Annotated in this window: 19 protein-coding genes; 3 read left to right on the forward strand and 16 right to left on the reverse strand. The window is 63.4% G+C overall.

What is annotated here, in order from left to right; translation table 11 throughout:
• Positions 1–10: 10 nt before the first annotated feature.
• From GUC32_RS02215 to phnF, 10 genes are read right to left on the reverse strand one after another with little or no spacing between them, the layout of a single operon-like run.
• Positions 11–613, reverse strand: coding sequence for a DapH/DapD/GlmU-related protein (locus GUC32_RS02215; RefSeq protein ID WP_049294737.1), 603 nt, complete (start codon positions 611–613; stop codon positions 11–13).
• A complete protein-coding gene (gene phnN, locus GUC32_RS02220) occupies positions 610–1,179 on the reverse strand; it encodes a ribose 1,5-bisphosphokinase (RefSeq protein WP_141997104.1) in 570 nt (189 codons plus the stop codon). The genes GUC32_RS02215 and phnN overlap by 4 nt, the downstream gene beginning before the upstream one ends.
• Positions 1,179–2,315 carry an alpha-D-ribose 1-methylphosphonate 5-triphosphate diphosphatase gene (phnM, locus tag GUC32_RS02225; protein WP_193403101.1) on the reverse strand — a complete coding sequence of 379 codons (1,137 nt, stop codon included), beginning with the start codon at positions 2,313–2,315 and terminating at the stop codon, positions 1,179–1,181. Before phnM ends, phnN begins: the two co-directional genes overlap by 1 nt.
• On the reverse strand, positions 2,315–3,019 hold the full coding sequence (phnL, locus tag GUC32_RS02230; RefSeq protein ID WP_049208804.1) for a phosphonate C-P lyase system protein PhnL: 705 nt from the start codon (positions 3,017–3,019) through the stop codon (positions 2,315–2,317). The genes phnM and phnL overlap by 1 nt, the downstream gene beginning before the upstream one ends.
• A 16-nt stretch (positions 3,020–3,035) precedes the next feature.
• Positions 3,036–3,824, reverse strand: coding sequence for a phosphonate C-P lyase system protein PhnK (gene phnK, locus GUC32_RS02235; RefSeq protein ID WP_033636845.1), 789 nt, complete (start codon positions 3,822–3,824; stop codon positions 3,036–3,038).
• The gene (locus tag GUC32_RS02240; protein WP_016929301.1) at positions 3,824–4,684 is read right to left on the reverse strand and encodes an alpha-D-ribose 1-methylphosphonate 5-phosphate C-P-lyase PhnJ; all 861 of its coding nucleotides are present in this window, start codon (positions 4,682–4,684) and stop codon (positions 3,824–3,826) included. Before GUC32_RS02240 ends, phnK begins: the two co-directional genes overlap by 1 nt.
• Positions 4,677–5,762, reverse strand: coding sequence for a carbon-phosphorus lyase complex subunit PhnI (locus tag GUC32_RS02245; protein WP_369435524.1), 1,086 nt, complete (start codon positions 5,760–5,762; stop codon positions 4,677–4,679). Before GUC32_RS02245 ends, GUC32_RS02240 begins: the two co-directional genes overlap by 8 nt.
• A complete protein-coding gene (gene phnH, locus GUC32_RS02250) occupies positions 5,762–6,343 on the reverse strand; it encodes a phosphonate C-P lyase system protein PhnH (RefSeq protein ID WP_049204455.1) in 582 nt (193 codons plus the stop codon). The genes GUC32_RS02245 and phnH overlap by 1 nt, the downstream gene beginning before the upstream one ends.
• A 3-nt stretch (positions 6,344–6,346) precedes the next feature.
• Positions 6,347–6,790 carry a phosphonate C-P lyase system protein PhnG gene (gene phnG / locus GUC32_RS02255; protein ID WP_016929298.1) on the reverse strand — a complete coding sequence of 148 codons (444 nt, stop codon included), beginning with the start codon at positions 6,788–6,790 and terminating at the stop codon, positions 6,347–6,349.
• Entirely contained in the window at positions 6,791–7,519 is a 729-nt protein-coding gene (gene phnF, locus GUC32_RS02260) for a phosphonate metabolism transcriptional regulator PhnF (protein ID WP_047025109.1), read from the reverse strand. It lies immediately after the preceding gene.
• Between the two features lie 227 nt (positions 7,520–7,746).
• On the opposite strand from phnF, the gene GUC32_RS02265 reads away from it, so the two are divergent.
• A complete protein-coding gene (locus GUC32_RS02265; RefSeq protein WP_369435525.1) occupies positions 7,747–8,802 on the forward strand; it encodes a permease in 1,056 nt (351 codons plus the stop codon).
• A gap of 231 nt (positions 8,803–9,033) precedes the next feature.
• Positions 9,034–9,477 (forward strand): acetyltransferase, encoded by a 444-nt coding sequence (locus GUC32_RS02270; protein ID WP_060448237.1) that lies wholly within the window; start codon positions 9,034–9,036, stop codon positions 9,475–9,477.
• Between the two features lie 19 nt (positions 9,478–9,496).
• On the opposite strand, the gene GUC32_RS02275 is transcribed toward GUC32_RS02270, so the two are convergent.
• The 4 genes from GUC32_RS02275 to GUC32_RS02290 form a co-directional block, all read right to left on the reverse strand.
• Positions 9,497–10,081: a helix-turn-helix domain-containing protein gene (locus GUC32_RS02275; RefSeq protein ID WP_025305101.1), complete on the reverse strand. Its 585-nt coding sequence runs from the start codon at positions 10,079–10,081 to the stop codon at positions 9,497–9,499.
• 252 nt (positions 10,082–10,333) lie between these two features.
• A complete protein-coding gene (nrdG, locus tag GUC32_RS02280; protein ID WP_369435526.1) occupies positions 10,334–10,798 on the reverse strand; it encodes an anaerobic ribonucleoside-triphosphate reductase-activating protein in 465 nt (154 codons plus the stop codon).
• A gap of 168 nt (positions 10,799–10,966) precedes the next feature.
• Positions 10,967–13,105 (reverse strand): anaerobic ribonucleoside-triphosphate reductase, encoded by a 2,139-nt coding sequence (nrdD, locus tag GUC32_RS02285; protein WP_369435527.1) that lies wholly within the window; start codon positions 13,103–13,105, stop codon positions 10,967–10,969.
• Between the two features lie 244 nt (positions 13,106–13,349).
• A complete protein-coding gene (locus GUC32_RS02290; RefSeq protein ID WP_369435528.1) occupies positions 13,350–14,264 on the reverse strand; it encodes a LysR substrate-binding domain-containing protein in 915 nt (304 codons plus the stop codon).
• Positions 14,265–14,369: 105 nt separating this feature from the next.
• Between GUC32_RS02290 and GUC32_RS02295 the strand changes: the two genes are divergently transcribed.
• Positions 14,370–14,894: an NAD(P)H-dependent oxidoreductase gene (locus tag GUC32_RS02295; RefSeq protein WP_089181587.1), complete on the forward strand. Its 525-nt coding sequence runs from the start codon at positions 14,370–14,372 to the stop codon at positions 14,892–14,894.
• 28 nt (positions 14,895–14,922) lie between these two features.
• On the opposite strand, the gene treC is transcribed toward GUC32_RS02295, so the two are convergent.
• The gene (gene treC, locus GUC32_RS02300; RefSeq protein WP_369435529.1) at positions 14,923–16,587 is read right to left on the reverse strand and encodes an alpha,alpha-phosphotrehalase; all 1,665 of its coding nucleotides are present in this window, start codon (positions 16,585–16,587) and stop codon (positions 14,923–14,925) included.
• 67 nt (positions 16,588–16,654) lie between these two features.
• Positions 16,655–18,070: a PTS trehalose transporter subunit IIBC gene (treB, locus tag GUC32_RS02305; RefSeq protein WP_043139193.1), complete on the reverse strand. Its 1,416-nt coding sequence runs from the start codon at positions 18,068–18,070 to the stop codon at positions 16,655–16,657.
• Positions 18,071–18,149 lie beyond the last annotated feature (79 nt).

Here is an 18,149-nt window from a genome sequence, read left to right on the forward strand (position 1 = left end):
CTCCCCTCCGTTAAAGGTACTTCTGCGCAAAGCGGTGGATGTCGCGAAAATCCGCCAGCCGCGCCTGCAGCGTGGCGTGATCCCAGTGCCACCACTGGCTGCGTTCGATACGCTCGATCAGCGCGTCGTCAAAGCGCATGCCGATCTTTTTGGCCGCCACGCCGGCGACGATGCTGTAAGGTTCCACATCCTTGGTAACCACCGCCGCGCTGCCGATCACCGCGCCGTTGCCGACGCTGACGCCCGGCATCAGAATGGCGTTATGGCCGATCCACACGTCGTGGCCGACGGTGACGTGGTGCTCGCGCCGCCAGTCGAAGAACGCCGCGTCGTCTTCCCCCAGCCCGTATTCGGAAGCGCGGTAGGTGAAGTGATGCTGCGCGATGCGCTGGTAGGTCGGGTGGTTGCCGGGATTGATGCGCGCATAGGAGGCGATGGAGACGAACTTGCCGATAGTGGCGTAAAAGATCTGGTTGTGCCCGGCGGTGTAGGAGTAATCCCCCATCTCCACCTCTTCCAGGATCGCATCGTCGGCCAGGTGCACATACTGGCCGAGCCGGGTGCGGTTAAGGGTCACGTTGTCGCCGATTTTCGGCTGGGCAAAGTCGTTCATGGCGTCGCATCCTGAGCTTCTCGGGTGGCGGTAGGCAGCAGCGCCAGCAGCGCCGCCAAGGTATCGTCGAGTGGGCCGTCGTTGTGCAGCACCCGGCAGCCGGCGGGCAGACTCTGCTGATATTCCGCCGCCCGCGCCAGCCGCTGCTCGATCTGTTCAGCGCTTTCCCGTCCGCGATCCTGCAGGCGCCGGCGCAGGATCGCGGCGTTGACCTGCAGGCATACCGGCAGCAGCTGCGCACCGTAGCGCTGCTGCGCCTGCGGCAGGTGGGCGCGCGAACCGTTGACCGCCACGTCGATCCCCTGCAGCAGCCAAAGATCCACTTCGATCCCGAACGCGTAGTGCTGCTGGTGGGCCTGCCAGTCGAGCGCGAACAGCCCCTTGGCGCGGCGGCGCAGAAATTCGGGTTCGCTCAGCGCGATGTGATTCTCGCAGCCGGCATCTGCCGGCCGGGTGATGTAACGGTGCGCCACCAGCGGCGCGCGGTCGGCGTCGGCCCGTAGCGCGGCCAGCAGGCTGTCTTTGCCTGCGCCGGAAGGCCCCATCAGATAGATGAGCCGCGCCATCAGAACACCTGCCTGCCCTGGCGCCACACGTTCTGCACATAAACGTGCTCGCCGTGCGGCCGCGCCAGCACCAGATCCGCCCGCAGCCCTTCGGCGAGGGAGCCGCGATCCTGCAGATCCAGCGCCCGTGCCGGGTTGCGGGTGATCATGCGCACCGCCTGGGGCAGATCGTAAGCGTTGCGTTCGTCCGCCGCGAGGCGAAACGCCGCATCCAGCAGGCTGGCCGGGTAATAATCGGAAGAGAGAATATCCAGCACCCCCAGCGCCGCCAGGTGGTGCGCCGCCACGTTGCCGGAGTGCGAACCGCCGCGCACGATGTTCGGCGCGCCCATCAGCACCTGCAGGCCCTGCTGGTGCGAAGCGCGGGCGGCCGCCTCGGTGGTGGGGAACTCGGCAATGGCGCTGCCCAGCGCGTAGGATTCGGCAACGTGCGCGGCGGTGGCGTCGTCATGGCTGGCCAGCGAGATGCGGCGCGCGCGGCAGTGGGCGGCGATCGCCTCGCGGTTCGGCGCGGCCCAGCGGGCGGACAGGGCGACCTGCTGCTCCTCGTACTCGCTCATCTGCTGGTCGTTGAGGTGGTATTTGCCCTGATAATATTCGCGGTACTTTTCGCGCGAGGCGAACTGGCGCTGGCCCGGCGAATGGTCCATCAGCGACACCAGCGACACGCCCGGCTTGTCCATCAGCTGTTCGAACAGCGGCAGGGTGCTCTCGTGCGGCAGCTCGCAGCGCAGATGCAGCCGGTGCTCGGCGCGGTTCACCCCGGCGCGCTGGCTGTGGATCACCGCGTCGATCATCTTTTGCAGGTTTTCCAGCCGGTGGCCGCCGTCGCGCACGTCGCCGATCGCCACCGCGTCCAGCACCGTGGTGATGCCGTTGGCCACCATCAGCGCATCGTGGCTGCTCATCGCCGAATGGGCCGGCCAGTCGACGTTCGGGCGTGGGGTGAAGAACTTGTCCAGGTTGTCGGTATGCAGCTCGATCAGCCCCGGCAGCAGCCAGCCGCCGTCGCCGTCCAGCGCCTGCGGCAGCCGGCTCGGGCCGTCGGCGAAGCTGCGGATCACGCCGTCCTGCATCTCCAGCGAGCCTTGCACCACTTGGTCATCCAGCACCAGCTTAACGTTATTGACGATCATCAGAGGGCCTCCAGCGCCTGTGGCGCCTGCATATCATAAAGCCGGTCGGCGACCTGTTGGCGGACGCCTTCATCATGAAAAATGCCGACGATCGCCGCGCCGCGCGCCTTGGCGCGTTCGATAAGCTGCACCACCGCCGCGCTGTTGCGGCTGTCGAGCGAGGCGGTCGGTTCATCCAGCAACAGGATCGGGTAGTCGACGATAAAGCCGCGCGCGATGTTTACCCGCTGCTGCTCGCCGCCGGAGAAGGTGGACGGCGCCAGCGGCCACAGGCGCGGCGGCACGTTGAGCGCGGCGAGCAGCGCTTCGGCGCGGTCGCGGCATTCGGCGCGCTCGACGCCCTGTTCCAGCAGCGGCTGCATCACCACCTCCAGCGCGCTGATGCGTGGGATCACCCGCAGGAACTGGCTGACCCAGCCCAGCGTATGGCGACGCACCGCCAGAATTTGGCGCGCATCGGCGCTGACCATGTCCAGCCAGTCGCCCTGGTGGTGGATCCAGATATGGCCGCTGTCCGGCAGGTAGTTGGCGTACAGCGAACGCAGCAGGGTGGATTTGCCGCTGCCGGAGTGGCCGTGCAGCACCACGCATTCGCCGCCGTGGACCGTCAGGTTGGCGTCGTGCAGCACCGGCAGGCGGGTGCCGTACTGCTGATGCAGCACAAAGGTTTTACTGAGATGTTCAACTCGGATTTGCATAGTCATCTGTTATCGCCTTGGGTTACGACAGCACCGAAGAAACCAGCAGTTGGGTGTAAGGATGGTGCGGATCGTCCAGTACTCGGTCGGTCAGGCCGCTCTCCACCACTTCGCCCTGTTTCATCACCAGCAGGCGGTGGGCCAGCAGCCGCGCCACGCCGAGATCGTGGGTGACGATCACCGCCGCCAGCTGCATCTCCACCACCAGGTTGCGCAGCAGATCGAGCAGGCGCGCCTGCACCGACACGTCCAGCCCGCCGGTCGGCTCATCCATAAACACCAGCTTGGGGTGGGTGACCAGATTGCGGGCGATCTGCAGCCGCTGCTGCATGCCGCCGGAGAAGGTGGTCGGCAGATCGTCGAGGCGCGACAGCGGGATTTCGACGTCTTCCAGCCACTGGCCGGCCTGGCGGCGAATGTCGCCATAGTGGCGCTGGCCGATGGCCATCAGCCGCTCGCCGATGTTGCCGCCGGCGGAGACCTGCGGCCGCAGCCCGTCGAGCGGATGCTGGTGCACCACGCCCCAGTCGGTGCGCAGCAGGCGGCGGCGATCGCTCTCCGCCATGGCGTACAGATCGTGTTCCTGGCCCGCCTGCGGGCGGTAAAGGATCTGCCCGCGCTGCGGCGCCAGCCGCGCCGAGATCGACTTCAGCAGCGTGGTTTTGCCGGAGCCGGATTCGCCGACGATGCCCAGCACTTCACCGGGGTAGATGTCGAACGACACGTCGCTGAAGCCCTTGCCGGGGGCGTACAGGTGGGTGAGCCGGTTCACCGACAGCAGCGGGGTGGTGCTCAAAGGGGTGGAAGTCATCAGTGCTGCGCCTCTTGCGAAGATTGCGCCAGCTGCTGCCGGCAGTAGTCGGTGTCCGAACAGACGAACATGCGGTTGCCCCGATCGTCGAGCACCACCTCGTCGAGATAGCTGTGGCGCGAACCGCACAGCGCGCAGGGTTCGTCCCACTGCTGCACGCTGAACGGGTGGTCGTCGAAGTCCAAGCTCTCCACTTTGGTGAACGGCGGCAGGGCGTAGATGCGTTTCTCGCGCCCGGCGCCGAACAGCTGCAGCGCTGGCATCATGTGCATTTTCGGGTTGTCGAATTTCGGGATCGGCGACGGATCCATCACGTAGCGATCGTTGACCTTTACCGGGTAGGCGTAGGTGGTGGCGATATGGCCGTAGCGCGCGATGTCTTCATACAGCTTCACCTGCATCACGCCGTACTCCTCCAGCGCGTGCATCTTGCGGGTCTCGGTTTCGCGCGGTTCGATAAAGCGCAGCGGCTCCGGGATCGGCACCTGATAGATCAGGATCTGGTCTTCGCGCAGCGCGGTTTCCGGAATGCGGTGACGGGTTTGGATCAGCGTGGCCTCCGGCGTGCGTTCGGTGGTGGCCACCCCGGCGACGCGCTGGAAGAAGCGGCGGATCGACACCGCGTTGGTGGTGTCGTCGGCGCCCTGGTCGATCACCTTCAGCACGTCGGCGCGGCCGATAACGCTGGCGGTGAGCTGAATGCCGCCGGTGCCCCAGCCGTAGGGCATCGGCATCTCGCGGCCGCCGAACGGCACCTGGTAGCCGGGGATCGCCACCGCCTTGAGGATAGCGCGGCGGATCATGCGCTTGGTCTGCTCGTCCAGATAGCCGAGGTTATAGCCGGTCAATACTTCACTCATCGCGGGCCTCCTGACGCTCGCTGTATTCCTGCCGCAGCCGCTTGAGCAGTTCCAATTCGGCCTGGAAGTCGACGTAGTGCGGCAGCTTGAGATGGGAGACGAAGCCGGCGGCCTCGACGTTGTCGGCGTGGGCCAGCACGAACTCTTCGTCCTGCGCCGGGCCGGCGATGTCTTCGCCGTAGTCGGGGCTTTGCAATGCGCGGTCCACCAACGCCATCGCCATCGCCTTACGTTCGGCGCGGCCGAATACCAGCCCGTAACCGCGGGTGAAGTGCGGCGGATGGTCCTTGGGATCGACGAAGCCGTTGACCATTTCGCACTCGGTCAGCAGGATTTCGCCGATATCGATGGCGAAACCGAGCTCTTCAGGCACGATCTCCACCGAAACGTGGCCGGTGCGGATCTCGCCGGCGAACGGGTGGTTGCGGCCGTAGCCGCGCTGGGTGGCGTAGCCGAGCGCCAGCAGAAAACCTTCGTCGCCGCGCACCAGCTGCTGCAGGCGCGCCGAGCGCGAACAGGGGTAAACCGGCGGGTTGCGGGTGATGTCGTCCGGCGTACTGCCGTCGTCCTGTTCCTCCCGCGCCAGCTGCTGGCGGCACAGCAGATCGAACACGTGGCTGCAGTTGTCCGGCAGCGGTTCGTCGGCCTGCGGCGCGCGCGGCGCCTCGCCTTCCGCCAGCAGCGCGAAATCCAGCAGCCGGTGGGTGTAGTCGTAGGTTGGCCCCAGCACCTGCCCGCCGGGCAAGTCCTTGTAAACCGCCGAGATGCGCCGCTCCAGCCGCATGTTTTCGCTGGCCAGCGGCTCGCTGACCGCCAGGCGCGGCAGGGTGGTGCGATAGGCGCGCAGCAGGAAGATTGCCTCCACCAGATCGCCGCTGGCCTGTTTGATGGCCAGCGCCGCCAGCTCGCGATCGTAGATGCCGCCTTCGGTCATCACCCGATCTACCGCCAGCCCCAGCTGCTGTTCGATTTGTTCCGCGCCGATCGCCGGCAGCGCCTCGTCGCCGCGCCGCAGCTGTTCCTGCAGCTGATGGGCGGCCTCAATGGCTTTTTCGCCCCCTTTTACCGCTACGTACATCAGCACACCTCCACGTGGGTGGTCCGCGGGATCGCCAGCAGGCGATCGCCGCAGGTCAGCAAAATATCCAGCCCCAGCGGGAAGCGCTGCGGGCGGTTGACCAGATAATCCAGCAGCGCCGGCGGCAGGCGCGGCGCAATCAGGCGTTGGCTCTCGATGCCGGGGCCGGTCAGGCGCAGCGCGGCGCCGTTCTCCAGCTCAGCAAGCTGCACCACCACCGTGGCGCCGCATTCCGGCGAGATTTCAGTGCCGTGCGGTAAGGCCTGCAGATCGGCGGCCTGCAGTTGTTCATCGAACAGGGCAAAACAGACCTCCTGCGCCGTGGCGGCCAGCGGCGCGCCGCTGTGAAAACGAATGTTTGTTAGCACTTGCTCACTTTTAAGCGCAGCGCACAGCAGCAGCGGCGTTTCCTGATCGGCCAGCGTCAGCAGCGCGGCGGTGCTGGCGGCGTTCAGCGGCGCCCAGGCTGGGCCGTTTGGCAGCGTCACCCGGTGGCCCGGTTCGCTCAAGGCTTTAAGAATCAAACGGAAAGCGTGCTGCGATTGGTCTATCGGTTGCTCAAAACCGGTCAATAAACTCATGGCTTAATCCCCTCGCACCAGCGTAAAGAAGTCCACCCGGCTGGCGGCGATCGCCCGGGCGCGCAGCTGGCGCTGCTCGTGCTGCAGCGCGGCCAGCGGCGCGATCAGCTGTTGTTGCAGGCGTTCGCCGTGTTCCGGCTGTTGCAGCAGCGCATCGGCCAGCGCGCACAGCTCGGCGTGCGCCTTGTCGCGCCCGGCGATATAGCTGTAGCCGTAGCCGCCGTTGTCCAGCTGCACCACCGCGCGGGTGACCGTCATGTCCCCCAACACGAAGCGGCGGCCGGTGGCGCCCATGCGCCCCTGCAGCTGGGCCAGGCCGATCTCCGGCGCGCGGATGCTGCGGTAACCCGGGCTGAGGTTCAGCGCCTGCCAGTGGCTGCGCAGCTGCTCGGGCCGGCTGTGCGCCAGCACCGACATCCAGCGTTGTCTCGACTCTAAGGCGTGCATTCAGTGCTCCATCGTCAGTTCAATCATGTCGGCGCGGGCCAGGCTGACGGAGTATTCCGCCACGTCTTCGCCGCCGCTGCGGACGTTAAGGGTGCGCACGCACAGCAGCGGCGCGTGGGTGGCGATCTCTAGCAGCCGGCTCTCTTTGGCCTGCGCGCGGCGCGCGCTGATGCGCGTCTGGCGGCGGGTCAGCGGCTGCTGGAGGTGCTGTTCGATAAACTGGTGCAGCGAACCGCTGTGGAACTGCTGCAGCGCCGGCCACCACTCCAGATCGGGCAGATAGTGGTCGATCACGCTCATCGGCACGCCGTTGACCCGGCGCAGGGTGCGCAGGTGGATCACCATTTCGCCTTCTTCACGCGAGAGCGCGCTGGCGACATGCCCATTGCACGGGCGCAATACAGCGAGTAAGCGCTCACTGGTGGGATGGCTGCCCTGCTCGAACAGGTTCTGGCTGAAGCGGGTATTGGCGTGCAGCGGGTAGTCGTAAGGCCGCATCAGCACCAGAATGCCGACGCCGTGGCGGCGCTGCAGCCAGCCGCGCTCCACCAGCTGATCCACCGCGCGGCGCAGGGTGTGGCGATTGACCTGATAACGCTCGGCCAGCTGCTGTTCCGAAGGCAGGTAGTCGCCGCAGCGGTATTGCGTGCGCAGCTCCTGTTCCAGCTGCGCGGCGATCTGCTGATAGCGCGTGGGGTAAGTGGTCGGATGTCTAGATAACTCCATCATAATAAAAACCTCGTCATACCGATGGCTGTGCGATGAAGGCGGAAGCGGTGCGTTTCATCGTGCGTCTACCCTGTGGTTTTCAAGTTGGCATCATGGTGCCGGGTGCAGATGACAATCGCGTTACGCGTCGGTGGCGAACAGATGAACTATTTAGGACAGCCCGGGCGTGCACGGGCGGCGACGGCGCGCTATGCTGGCGCCTCTGTTGACTGACTCTGGCCGCTACCATGCCGCAATCTCTGAATGCCCCTGAACACGTCCCACGCGCCTGGCCGCTGTGGAAACCGATCCTGTTTCTGCTGGTGGTGGCCGTCGGCCTCTACTACGTCAAATGGCAGCCTTACTATGGCAAGGCCTTCGTGGCGGCGGACAGCCACTCGATCGGCAAATCGATCCTGGCCGACGGCGCCGCGAGCCCCTGGCTGGCGGCCTGGCAGTACGCGCTGGTCTACTTCACCGCGGTGTGGAAGGCGGCGCTGCTCGGGGTGTTGTTAGGTTCGCTGGTGCAGGTGCTGATCCCGCGCGACTGGCTGGCGCGTACGCTCGGCCACCGGCGTTTTTCCGGCACCGTGCTGGGGGCGCTGCTCGCACTGCCGGGCATGATGTGCACCTGCTGCGCCGCGCCGGTTGCCGCCGGCATGCGCCGCCAGTCGGTATCCAGCGGCGCCGCGCTGGCCTTTTGGCTCGCCAACCCGGTATTGAATCCGGCGACGCTGGTGTTTATGGGATTTGTGCTCGGTTGGCCATTCGCCGCCATCCGTCTGGTGGCGGGCGTGGTGATGGTGCTGGGCATCGCCTGGCTGGTGCAGCGCGTAACCGCCCAGGACCCGCAGCCCGCCGCGCCGCAGCCGCCGGTGATGACGGCGCAGAGCGACGAACGGCCGTTTCTCGCCCGCTGGGGCAAAGCGCTGTGGGCGCTGTTTTGGTCGACCATCCCGATCTACGTACTGGCGGTGCTGGCGTTGGGCGCGGCGCGGGTCTGGCTGTTCCCGCACGCCGACGGCGCCGTCGACAATAGCCTGCTGTGGATCATCGGCCTGGCGATCGTCGGCTGCCTGTTCGTTATCCCCACCGCGGCGGAGATCCCGATCGTGCAGACCATGATGCTGGCGGGCATGGGTGCCGGCCCGGCGCTGGCGCTGCTGATGACCCTGCCGGCGGTCAGCCTGCCTTCGCTGCTGATGCTCAACAAGGCCTTCTCCGCCCGGGCGCTGTGCCTGACGGCGGCGCTGGTGGCGCTGTGCGGCGTACTGACCGGCGTGGTGGGGATGGGGTTGGTGTAACTTACCGTTGCTGATGAGTGGTTCGATGCTGTCTCAAGGAGGAGATGGCAATGGCCACGTTTAACAACCGGTAAAGCAGATCAATGGAGTCAGGGAGTTAACGCTTCTCCTGTCGGATATCATGACATGACATCGAGTTCACTATTGTGAATTTAAATTCACTATAGTAAATTGGCGTGGACTAATTTTGTGTGTAAATACACCCAGTAATGACCACGGTAAGGTAGAAGAATGTTAAAAATCAGAATGTCACGTCCATCTGAAGCGTCAGAAATTATACAAATCTGGAAAAATTCTGTAGATGCTACGCACGACTTTCTCACTGCGCACGATCGACAAGAGATCGAAAAAGAGGTTGTCGGTTTTTTTTCTGAAACCCCCGTGTGGGTTGCCGCCGATCGGGAAGACCATCCGCTGGGATTTATGTTTTTACACGATGGTCATCTGGAGGCGCTTTTTGTCGATGCAGCAGCTCGCGGACGTGGCGTCGGCAAGCAGTTGATATCACATGCGCTGGCGCTTCATCCTGATTTAAGCGTCGATGTGAATGAACAAAACCAACAGGCCGTCGGGTTTTATCAACATATGGGCTTTGAAGTTTCAGGGCGTTCCGAGTTGGATAATCAAGGAAGGGCCTATCCCCTATTGCACCTAAGCCGATCGGCGGGAGTGTAGCCGTCGTGGCAGTGGCGCCTTATTGATTTTTTTGGCTAAAAGCAACGACGTATGCACAACCCTGCTCACTGTCGGGATTGCTCATTTGGTACTCGCTGGCAAAGGTCAGGGCAAAACAGTCACCGGCGCGTAAATGATGGGTTTGATTATTGACCCGAAAATCAAGGCTGCCACTCAACACCCACAGCGTTTGGCCGGAAAGATGCTCACTGGCGGAAGCGGGTATCGTAAGTTGACCAAGAGCAGGAATTTCAACTTTGATAAGTTCGGGACATGCGCCCGCTGGGGACAGAGACCAGCGGGTAATGCCCGACTTTTCATCTGTCCAATGCTGCTGCTGATGAGCAAAGAGCACCAGTGAGTTCTGGTGTTGCTCAAGCTCTGCGAAAAGTTTTGATAGCGTGATATTCATCGCGTTGGCTAAACGGCCGAGGATCGTGGCGCTGGGACTGGAGGCCCCTCGTTCAACCTTGCTGATCATGGCCTGACTGACGCCCGACCGTTGGGCAAGCTCTGCTACCGTCCAGTTGCGTGCCTTCCTATGTTTAAGCAATAAACGTGCAATGTCGCTGTCTACTATCTGATTTTTAGATGTTTTATCCATTCTCACCCTCACTTTCGCCAGCCTGATTATGCCATTACCACAATGAGGCTGAAATCACTGATTTTACAAGTTTGAAAAATCAGTCGCTCTCTCAGTCAATCATACCCTCTGTAGTATCTACGGCATCATTAGAGCAAGGTTTGCACCCCTAACATCCGCTTTTGGCACAGAGCCGCCTGTCAGATTAACTCTATGCTGCCGATGCGTCAGGTCGAGTTTGGATGAATACCTATTGAAACGTGTGTTGTTGGCTCATCGCAACCTATGCACCACCTGGTTGCTACTGCCGCGCCAAATCAGCGCTGGGTCTTTCAAATCCTGCACGAACTTGCCGTCGATCAGCACGTTGATCCTGTCCACCACCTGCATTTGCTGTGCGTCCAGCTCCGCCAGCCGGTAGCCGGTCCACAGCCAGATATCCTTACCGGGGGATTCGGCGCGCACCCGTTTCACCAACTGCAAGATGCTCGGCACGTTGGCCGGGTGCAGCGGATCGCCGCCGGAGAGCGACAGCCCCTGGCGCGGCACGCGCGTATCGTTCAGATCGGTGATGATGCGGTCTTCCAACGCCGGGGTAAACGGCTGGCCGGAGTTGAGCCGCCAGGTGCTTTTGTTGTAGCAGCCGGGGCACTGGTGCACGCAGCCGGAGACAAACAGCGTGCAGCGGGTGCCGGGGCCGTTGACCACGTCGATCGGGTAGTACTGGTGATAATTCATGTGAGGCCTGCCCATCAGGCTATTTTACTGGCCATTTTGCCTCCGGGCAGTGCTGCCAATCCTCACGTACTGCGTGTACGCTGCGGTTGGTGCGCGCTGGCCGAAGGCAAACTGGCTGTGACAATCACGCCTGATGAACAGGCTTCTGCCTAGGTTGCACGGCGTTTCTCAGCCGAGCTGCCCGTTGCCGAGGTGTTTCACCCGGCGTTTCACCTCTTCCTGCTTGCCGGCGTTGAACGGCCGGGCATCGGGGCTGCCGAGATAGCCGCACACCCGGCGGGTGACCGAGACCTTGGCCGAGTCGTGATTGCCGCATTTCGGGCAGGTGAAGCCTTTGCTGGTGCAGGAGAATTCACCGGTGAAGCCGCATTCGTAGCACTCGTCGATCGGCGTGTTGGTGCCGTAGTAAGGCACCCGGGTGTAGCTGTAGTCCCACACGTCTTCCAGCGCCTTCAGGTTGTGCTGCAGGTTCGGGTATTCGCCGTAGCAGATGAAGCCGCCGCTGGCCAACGGCGGGTAGGGCGCTTCGAAGTCCAGCTTGTCGTACGGATTGACCTTCTTCTCCACGTCGAGGTGGAAGCTGTTGGTGTAATAGCCCTTGTCGGTGACGCCCGGCACTACGCCGAAATCGGCGGTGTCCAGTCGGCAGAAGCGATCACACAGGTTCTCGCTCGGCGTGCTGTAGAGGCTGAAGCCGTAGCCGGTCTCGTCTTTCCAGGCGTCGACGGCGGCGCGCAGCCGCGTGACGATCGCCACCGCTTTGGCGCGCAGCGCCTCGTCGTCATACACGTGGTTTTTGCCGCCGAACAGCGCGTTGATGGTCTCGTGCAGGCCGATGTAGCCCAGCGAAATCGAGGCGCGGCCATTCTTGAAGATATCCGCGATGTTGTCGTCGGCCTTGAGCCGCACGCCGCAGGCGCCTTCCATGTACAAGATTGGTGCCACCCGCGCCTTGATGCCTTCCAGCCGGGCGATGCGCGTCATCAGCGCCTTTTTCGCCAGCTGCAGGCGCTGATCCAACAGCGCCCAGAAGCGCGACTCATCGCCCATCGCCTCCAGCGCGATGCGCGGCAGGTTGAGGCTGATGACGCCGATGTTGTTGCGGCCGTCGTGCACCAGCTCGCCGTCCTGCTCGTAGGTGCCGAGGAAGCTGCGGCAGCCCATCGGCGTTTTGAACGAGCCGGTGACCTTCACCACCTGATCGTAGTTGAGAATGTCCGGGTACATGCGCTTGCTGGCGCACTCCAGCGCCAGCTGCTTGATGTCGTAGTTCGGATCGCCGTACTGGTGGTTGAGGCCGTCGCGGATGGCGAACACCAGTTTGGGGAACACGGCGGTCTTGCGGTTTTTGCCCAGCCCGGCGATGCGGTTTTTCAGGATCGAGCGCTGGATCAGGCGCGACTCCCAGCTGGTGCCGAGGCCGAAGCCGAAGGTGACGAACGGCGTCTGGCCGTTGGCGGTGTGCAGGGTGTTGACCTCGTACTCCAGCGACTGGAAGGCGTCGTAACACTCTTTCTCGGTGCGCGCCATGGCATAGCCTTTGGCGTCCGGGATCTGCCATTCTTCCGCCACCTGCAGGTGTTTGCGGAAGCTCTCGTCGACGAACGGCGCCAGGATTTCATCGATGCGGTTGATGGTGGTGCCGCCATAAATATGGCTGGCGACCTGGGCGATGATCTGCGCGGTCACGGCGGTGGCGGTGGAGATCGACTTCGGCGGCTCGATTTCGGCGTTGCCCATCTTGAAGCCGTTGGTCAGCATGCCTTTCAGATCGATCAGCATGCAGTTGAACATCGGGAAGAACGGCGAGTAGTCGAGATCGTGGTAGTGAATTTCGCCGCGTTCATGGGCCAGCACCACGTCGCGCGGCAGGATGTGCTGCTTGGCGTAGTGTTTGGCGACGATGCCCGCCAGCAGGTCGCGCTGGGTGGGGATCACCTTGCTGTCCTTGTTGGCGTTTTCGTTCAGCAGCGCGCGGTTACTCTGCTCGACCAGGCCGCGAATCTCCTGGTTCAGGCGGCCGCGCAGCTCGCGCGCCACGTCGCGATCGTGGCGGTATTCGATATAGGCGCGCGCCAGCTGCTTGTATTCGCCGGCCATCAGCTGGTTTTCCACCGCCTGCTGGATCTCGTGGATATCGACGCGCGGCTGCAGCTCCATGCGCTGAGCGACCACGCGGGCGACGGTAGCGCAGTAGTCGGCATCGACCACGCCCACCGCCAGCGCGGCGCGCTCGATGGCCTGCGCGATGCGCGCTTCGTCAAAAGGTACCTGGCAACCGTCCCGCTTAATCACTACTGGTTTCACGTTGTACTCCTTGTTCCCCGAGGGAGCGTTCATACCCGCCTGGCATGGCGAGCAACCGTCAAATTTCGCTTATCCACAGGGCAAAGCCGCAGCGCGCAAGGGCTGTGGCGGCGTGTGGATGATTTTGTGGATAACTACTATATATAGGTGTTCGCAATTCTTAATTCACTATATATAGATATTGGCGCGATTCTTTTGATGTAGAACAAGGAAAACGGAAGAGCGTGTGCAAGCTGAACAGACGTCAATCGCCGGTTGGTCGATCGCGAAAATGTTCCAGCAGAAAATCGACCCAGACGCGCACCCGCGGCGGCAGATCCGCCGAGGCGTAATAGAGCCACAGCTGCACCGGGCGCGGCCAGCATTCCGCCAGCACCGGCCGCAGCGTGCCCTGTTCGAAGTGCCTATCGAGGTACCAGCGCGCCAGGTTGACGATGCCCAGCCCGGCCAGCGCCGCATCCAGCAGCATCTCCGGACGGCTGGCCACCAGCCGGCCGTTCAGATCCAGCGCCAGCGTTTCGCCCTGATGGCGCAGCTGCCATTTGACGTGGCGGCCGTTGGCCGGGTTGCGGTGCAGCAGGCAGTCGTGCCGCAGCAGATCGTGCGGCGTTTGCGGTTCACCGCACCGCGCCAGATAGTCGGGCGACGCCGCCAGCACCATGTGCATCGGGTAGAGCGGGCGGGCCACCAGCCGGCTGTCGGGATCGACCCGGCTGCCGATGCCGACGTCGAAACCTTCGCCCACCAGATTCACCACCCGGGCGTCCAGCGACAGATCGAGATCGATCTGCGGATAGCGCGCCAAAAATTGCGGGATCAACGGCATCAGCATCTGGCGGCCGAAGCCGGGGATCATCGTGACGCGCACCACCCCGGCCGGCGCCTGCCGTTCGCCGCCGGCGCTTTCCAGCGTCGCCGCCAATGCCTGCCACAGCGGCGCTACCTGCGCCAGCAGCGCTTTGCCCTCGTCGGTCAGCAACACGTTGTGGGTGTTGCGCTGAAACAGCCGCAGCGCCAGCTTCTCTTCCAGCGCGCGGATGTTTTTGCTGACCGCCGCCGGCGTCACGCCCAGCTGGCGGGCGGCGGCGGAGAAATTTTGCGCCTGCGCGGCGGCGAGGAAGGCCGGCAACAGGCGATGCACGTCAAAGGGCAGCGACATAGTGGTTGATACTTTCGGTTGAAATTGAAGTGACCTCTAACAGCCTACACCCGAAGCGGCGGAAATGGAAAAATGCCCTCATCTTCTTATGACCGAGGAATCGTTATGCCACGCATTTTAGTGTTAACCGCCCACCGCACCCCCGACGAGTCGCGCATCAACAAAGCGCTGATCGAGGCCGTACGCACGCTGCCTAACGTGACCGTACATGAGCTGATCCGCGCGTACCCGGATTACCGCATCGACGTGGCGCGTGAACAGGAGTTGCTGCAGAGCCACGATGCGGTAGTGATGCTGTTCCCGTTTTACTGGTACAGCTCGCCGGCGATCCTCAGCGAATGGCAGGATGCGGTATTAACCTACGGTTTCGCCTACGGCAGCGAGGGCACTAAACTGCACGGCAAGCCGTTGCAGCTGGTGGTGAGCACCGGCGGTAACGCGCAGGCTTATACGGCGGAAGGGTACAACCGTTATCCGGTGCAGGATCTGCTGCTGCCGTTCCACGCCATGGCCAACCTGACCGGCATGGATTACCTGCCGCCGCATTTGGTGCAGGGCGTATTCGACATGAGCGATGAACGCCTGGCGCAAGAGGCCGCCGGGGTGGTGGCGCTGCTGGGGAAATGGTAGGGCGCAGCGCTCGCCGCGCCCTGCGGGGTTAGTCTTCGAGCAGCCACCACACCGCTTCGAACGGCCGCAGCGTCAGCGCCTGCGGCTGGTCCGCCGAATCGGCGTAGTTGCTCATTAGCGGGCGCCATTGCGCGGAGGCTTCCACGCCTGCCGCCGCCCAGGCCAGCGGTTCGCGGCTCAGGTTGGCCGCGACCAGCAGGCGCTGGCCGTTCCAGCTGCGCTGATAGCACCACAGCGCCGGGTGTTCCGGCGCCAGATCCTGATAGTCGCCGTGGGTCAGCAGCGGATACTGCTTGCGCAGGGTGATCAGCTGGCGATAGGCGTAAAACACCGAGTCGAGATCGGCCAGCGCCGCGTCGGCGTTGATCTGCGGGTAGTTCTCGGCGCAGCCGATCCATGGCGTGCCGGTGGTGAAACCGGCGTGCGGTGCGGCGCTCCACTGCATCGGCGTGCGGCCGTTGTCGCGCGATTTGTCGGCCAGGATCGCCAGCAGCTCGGCGTCGCTGCGGCCCTGGGCGCGCAGTTCGGCGTACATGTTCAGGCTTTCCACGTCGCGATACTGCTCGATGGCGCGGAAGCCGGGGTTGGTCATGCCGAGTTCTTCGCCCTGATAGATATAAGGCGTGCCCTGCATGCCGTGCAGCACCATCGCCAGCATTTTGGCGGCCGGCACCCGCAGTGCGCCTTCATCGCCGAAGCGCGACACGATGCGCGGCTGATCGTGGTTGCACCAGAACAGCGCGTTCCAGGCGCGGTTATGCATCCCTTGCTGCCAGTGGCGGAAGATCTGCTTCAGTTCCACGTAATCCGGCGCCGCCCGCGTCCATTTTTCACCGCCGGCGTAGTCCACCTTCAGGTGGTGGAAGTTGAAGGTCATCGACAGCTCTTCGCCGCTCTGCGCCGCGTAGCGCTGGCAATGCTCAAGCGTGGTGGAGGACATCTCGCCCACCGTCATCAGGCCGCGCGGCTGAAACACGTCGCGGCTCATCTCCTGCAGGAACTCGTGGATGCGCGGGCCGTCGGTGTAGAAGCGGCGGCCGTCGCCCTGGCTGTCGGACGGGAAGTCCTGCTGTTTGGACACCAGGTTGATCACGTCGAGGCGCAGGCCGTCGACGCCTTTGTCCGCCCAGAACTGACACACTTTCTTCAGCTCTTCGCGCACCGGCGGGTGTTCCCAGTTGAGATCCGCCTGCTCGGCGGCGAACAGGTGCAGGTAGTACTGGCCGCTGTCGGCGTGCCACTGCCAGGCGTTGCCGCCGAACTTGGAGCGCCAGTTGTTCGGCGGCGTTTCACCGTCGCCGTCGCGCCAGACGTAGAACTGACGATACGGGCTGTGGCGATCCTGCGCGGCTTTGAACCACGGGTGCTCGGTCGAGGTGTGGTTGAACACCATGTCCATCACGATGCGGATACCGCGCTGGTGGGCGGCGGCGATCAACTGCTCGAAGTCGGCCATCGTGCCGTAAGCCGGATCGATGGCGCAGTAGTCCGCCACGTCATAGCCGTTGTCCACCTGCGGCGATACGTAGACCGGCGTCAGCCAGATGGCGTCGACGCCCAGTTCCTGCAGATAGTCCAGCCGCCGGGTCACCCCGGCCAAATCGCCGTAGCCGTTGCCGGTGCTGTCCTGAAAACTCTTCGGATAAATTTGGTAGATGACGCCGTTCTGCCACCAGGGGGTTGGGTTGCTCATAGTTCAATACCTTTGAATCGTGACAACGGGCCCGCGTGAGCAGGCCCCTACATTCATCTTGCGTCAATCAAACCGGCAGCTCGCCGCGGGCGGCCTTGCGTTTGTAGACCATGATGGTCAGCACCAGCGGGATGACGATCGCCACCAGAATCGCCAGCGAGTAAATCAGCCAGAACTGCGGCTTGATAGACAGAATGCCCGGCAGGCCGCCGACGCCGATGCCGTTGGCCATCACGCCGTCCAGCCCGCAGATAAGGCCGGCGATCGCGGAGCCGATCATCGCGCACAGCATTGGGAAGCGGTATTTGAGGTTGATGCCGTACATCGCCGGTTCGGTCACGCCGAGGTAGGCGGAGATCGCCGCCGGCACCGAGATTTCACGCTCGTTGGCCTTGCGGCTGATGATGATGATGCCGAGCACCGCCGAGGCCTGCGCGATGTTGGACAGCGCAATCAGCGGCCACACCGGGGTGCCACCCATGCTCTGGATCATCTGCATGTCGATAGCCAGCGTGGTCTGGTGCACGCCGGTGATCACCAGCGGCGCATACAGGAAGCCGAACAGCGCGGCGCCCACCGGCGCGAAGCTGCCGGTCATCACCGATTTCACCGCCCAGGCGACGCCGTCGCCGATCATGCGGCCGAACGGCCCGATCAGCGCGTGTGCCAGGAACACCGCCAGCAGCAGCGAGACCACCGGCACCACCACCAGATAGAGATAGTCGGGAACGATCTTTTTCAGCCGGGTTTCGATCCAGCCCAGCGCCATGCCCGCCAGGATCGACGGGATCACCTGCGCCTGATAGCCCACTTTCTGGATCACGAACCAGCCGAAGTTCCACACTTCCGGCGTTTGCTGGCCGAGCAGGTAGGAGTTCATCAGCTGCGGCGACACCAGGGTGACGCCCAGCACGATGCCGAGCACCGGCGTGCCGCCCATCTTTTTCACCGTCGACCAGCAGATGGCCACCGGCAGGAACATGAAGATCGCTTCACCGAGCAGCCACAGGAAGTCGTAAACGGTTTTCCACGCCGGGTGCATCTGCGCCAGCGTTTGGCCGTCGGACATCGGGATGTCGCCGATCACGTTGCGGAAGCCGAGGATCAGACCGCCGCTGATCAGCGCCGGCAGCAGTGGGAAGAAGATCTCGGCGAAGTGGGAGATGGTGCGCTCAGTCCAGGTCATGTTCTGGCGCGCGGCCACCTTGGCCTGCTCCTTGTCGGCCTCGTTGACGCCGGTGCTGGCGATCAGCGCCTGATAGTAGTCGCCGACGTCGGTGCCGATCACCACCTGGAACTGCCCGGCGTTGGTGAAGCAACCCTTGACCATCGGCAGCGCTTCGATCTCTTTCGGTTTCGCCTTGTTGGGATCGTTGAGGACGAAACGCAGCCGGGTAATGCAATGGCTGACGGTGGCGATGTTCTCGCGGCCGCCGACCAAAACAATCAGGCGATCAATATCCTGCTGTTTTACTTTGCTCATTATGGGATACCTGCAGAGGTGTTGACTGAGTAATGATCAAAGCTTAGCCACTCGGCTTTTTGAATGAAATGGGAACGTT

The organism is Serratia sp. NGAS9 (assembly GCF_009905295.1).
GTDB classification, from domain to species: domain Bacteria; phylum Pseudomonadota; class Gammaproteobacteria; order Enterobacterales; family Enterobacteriaceae; genus Serratia; species Serratia bockelmannii.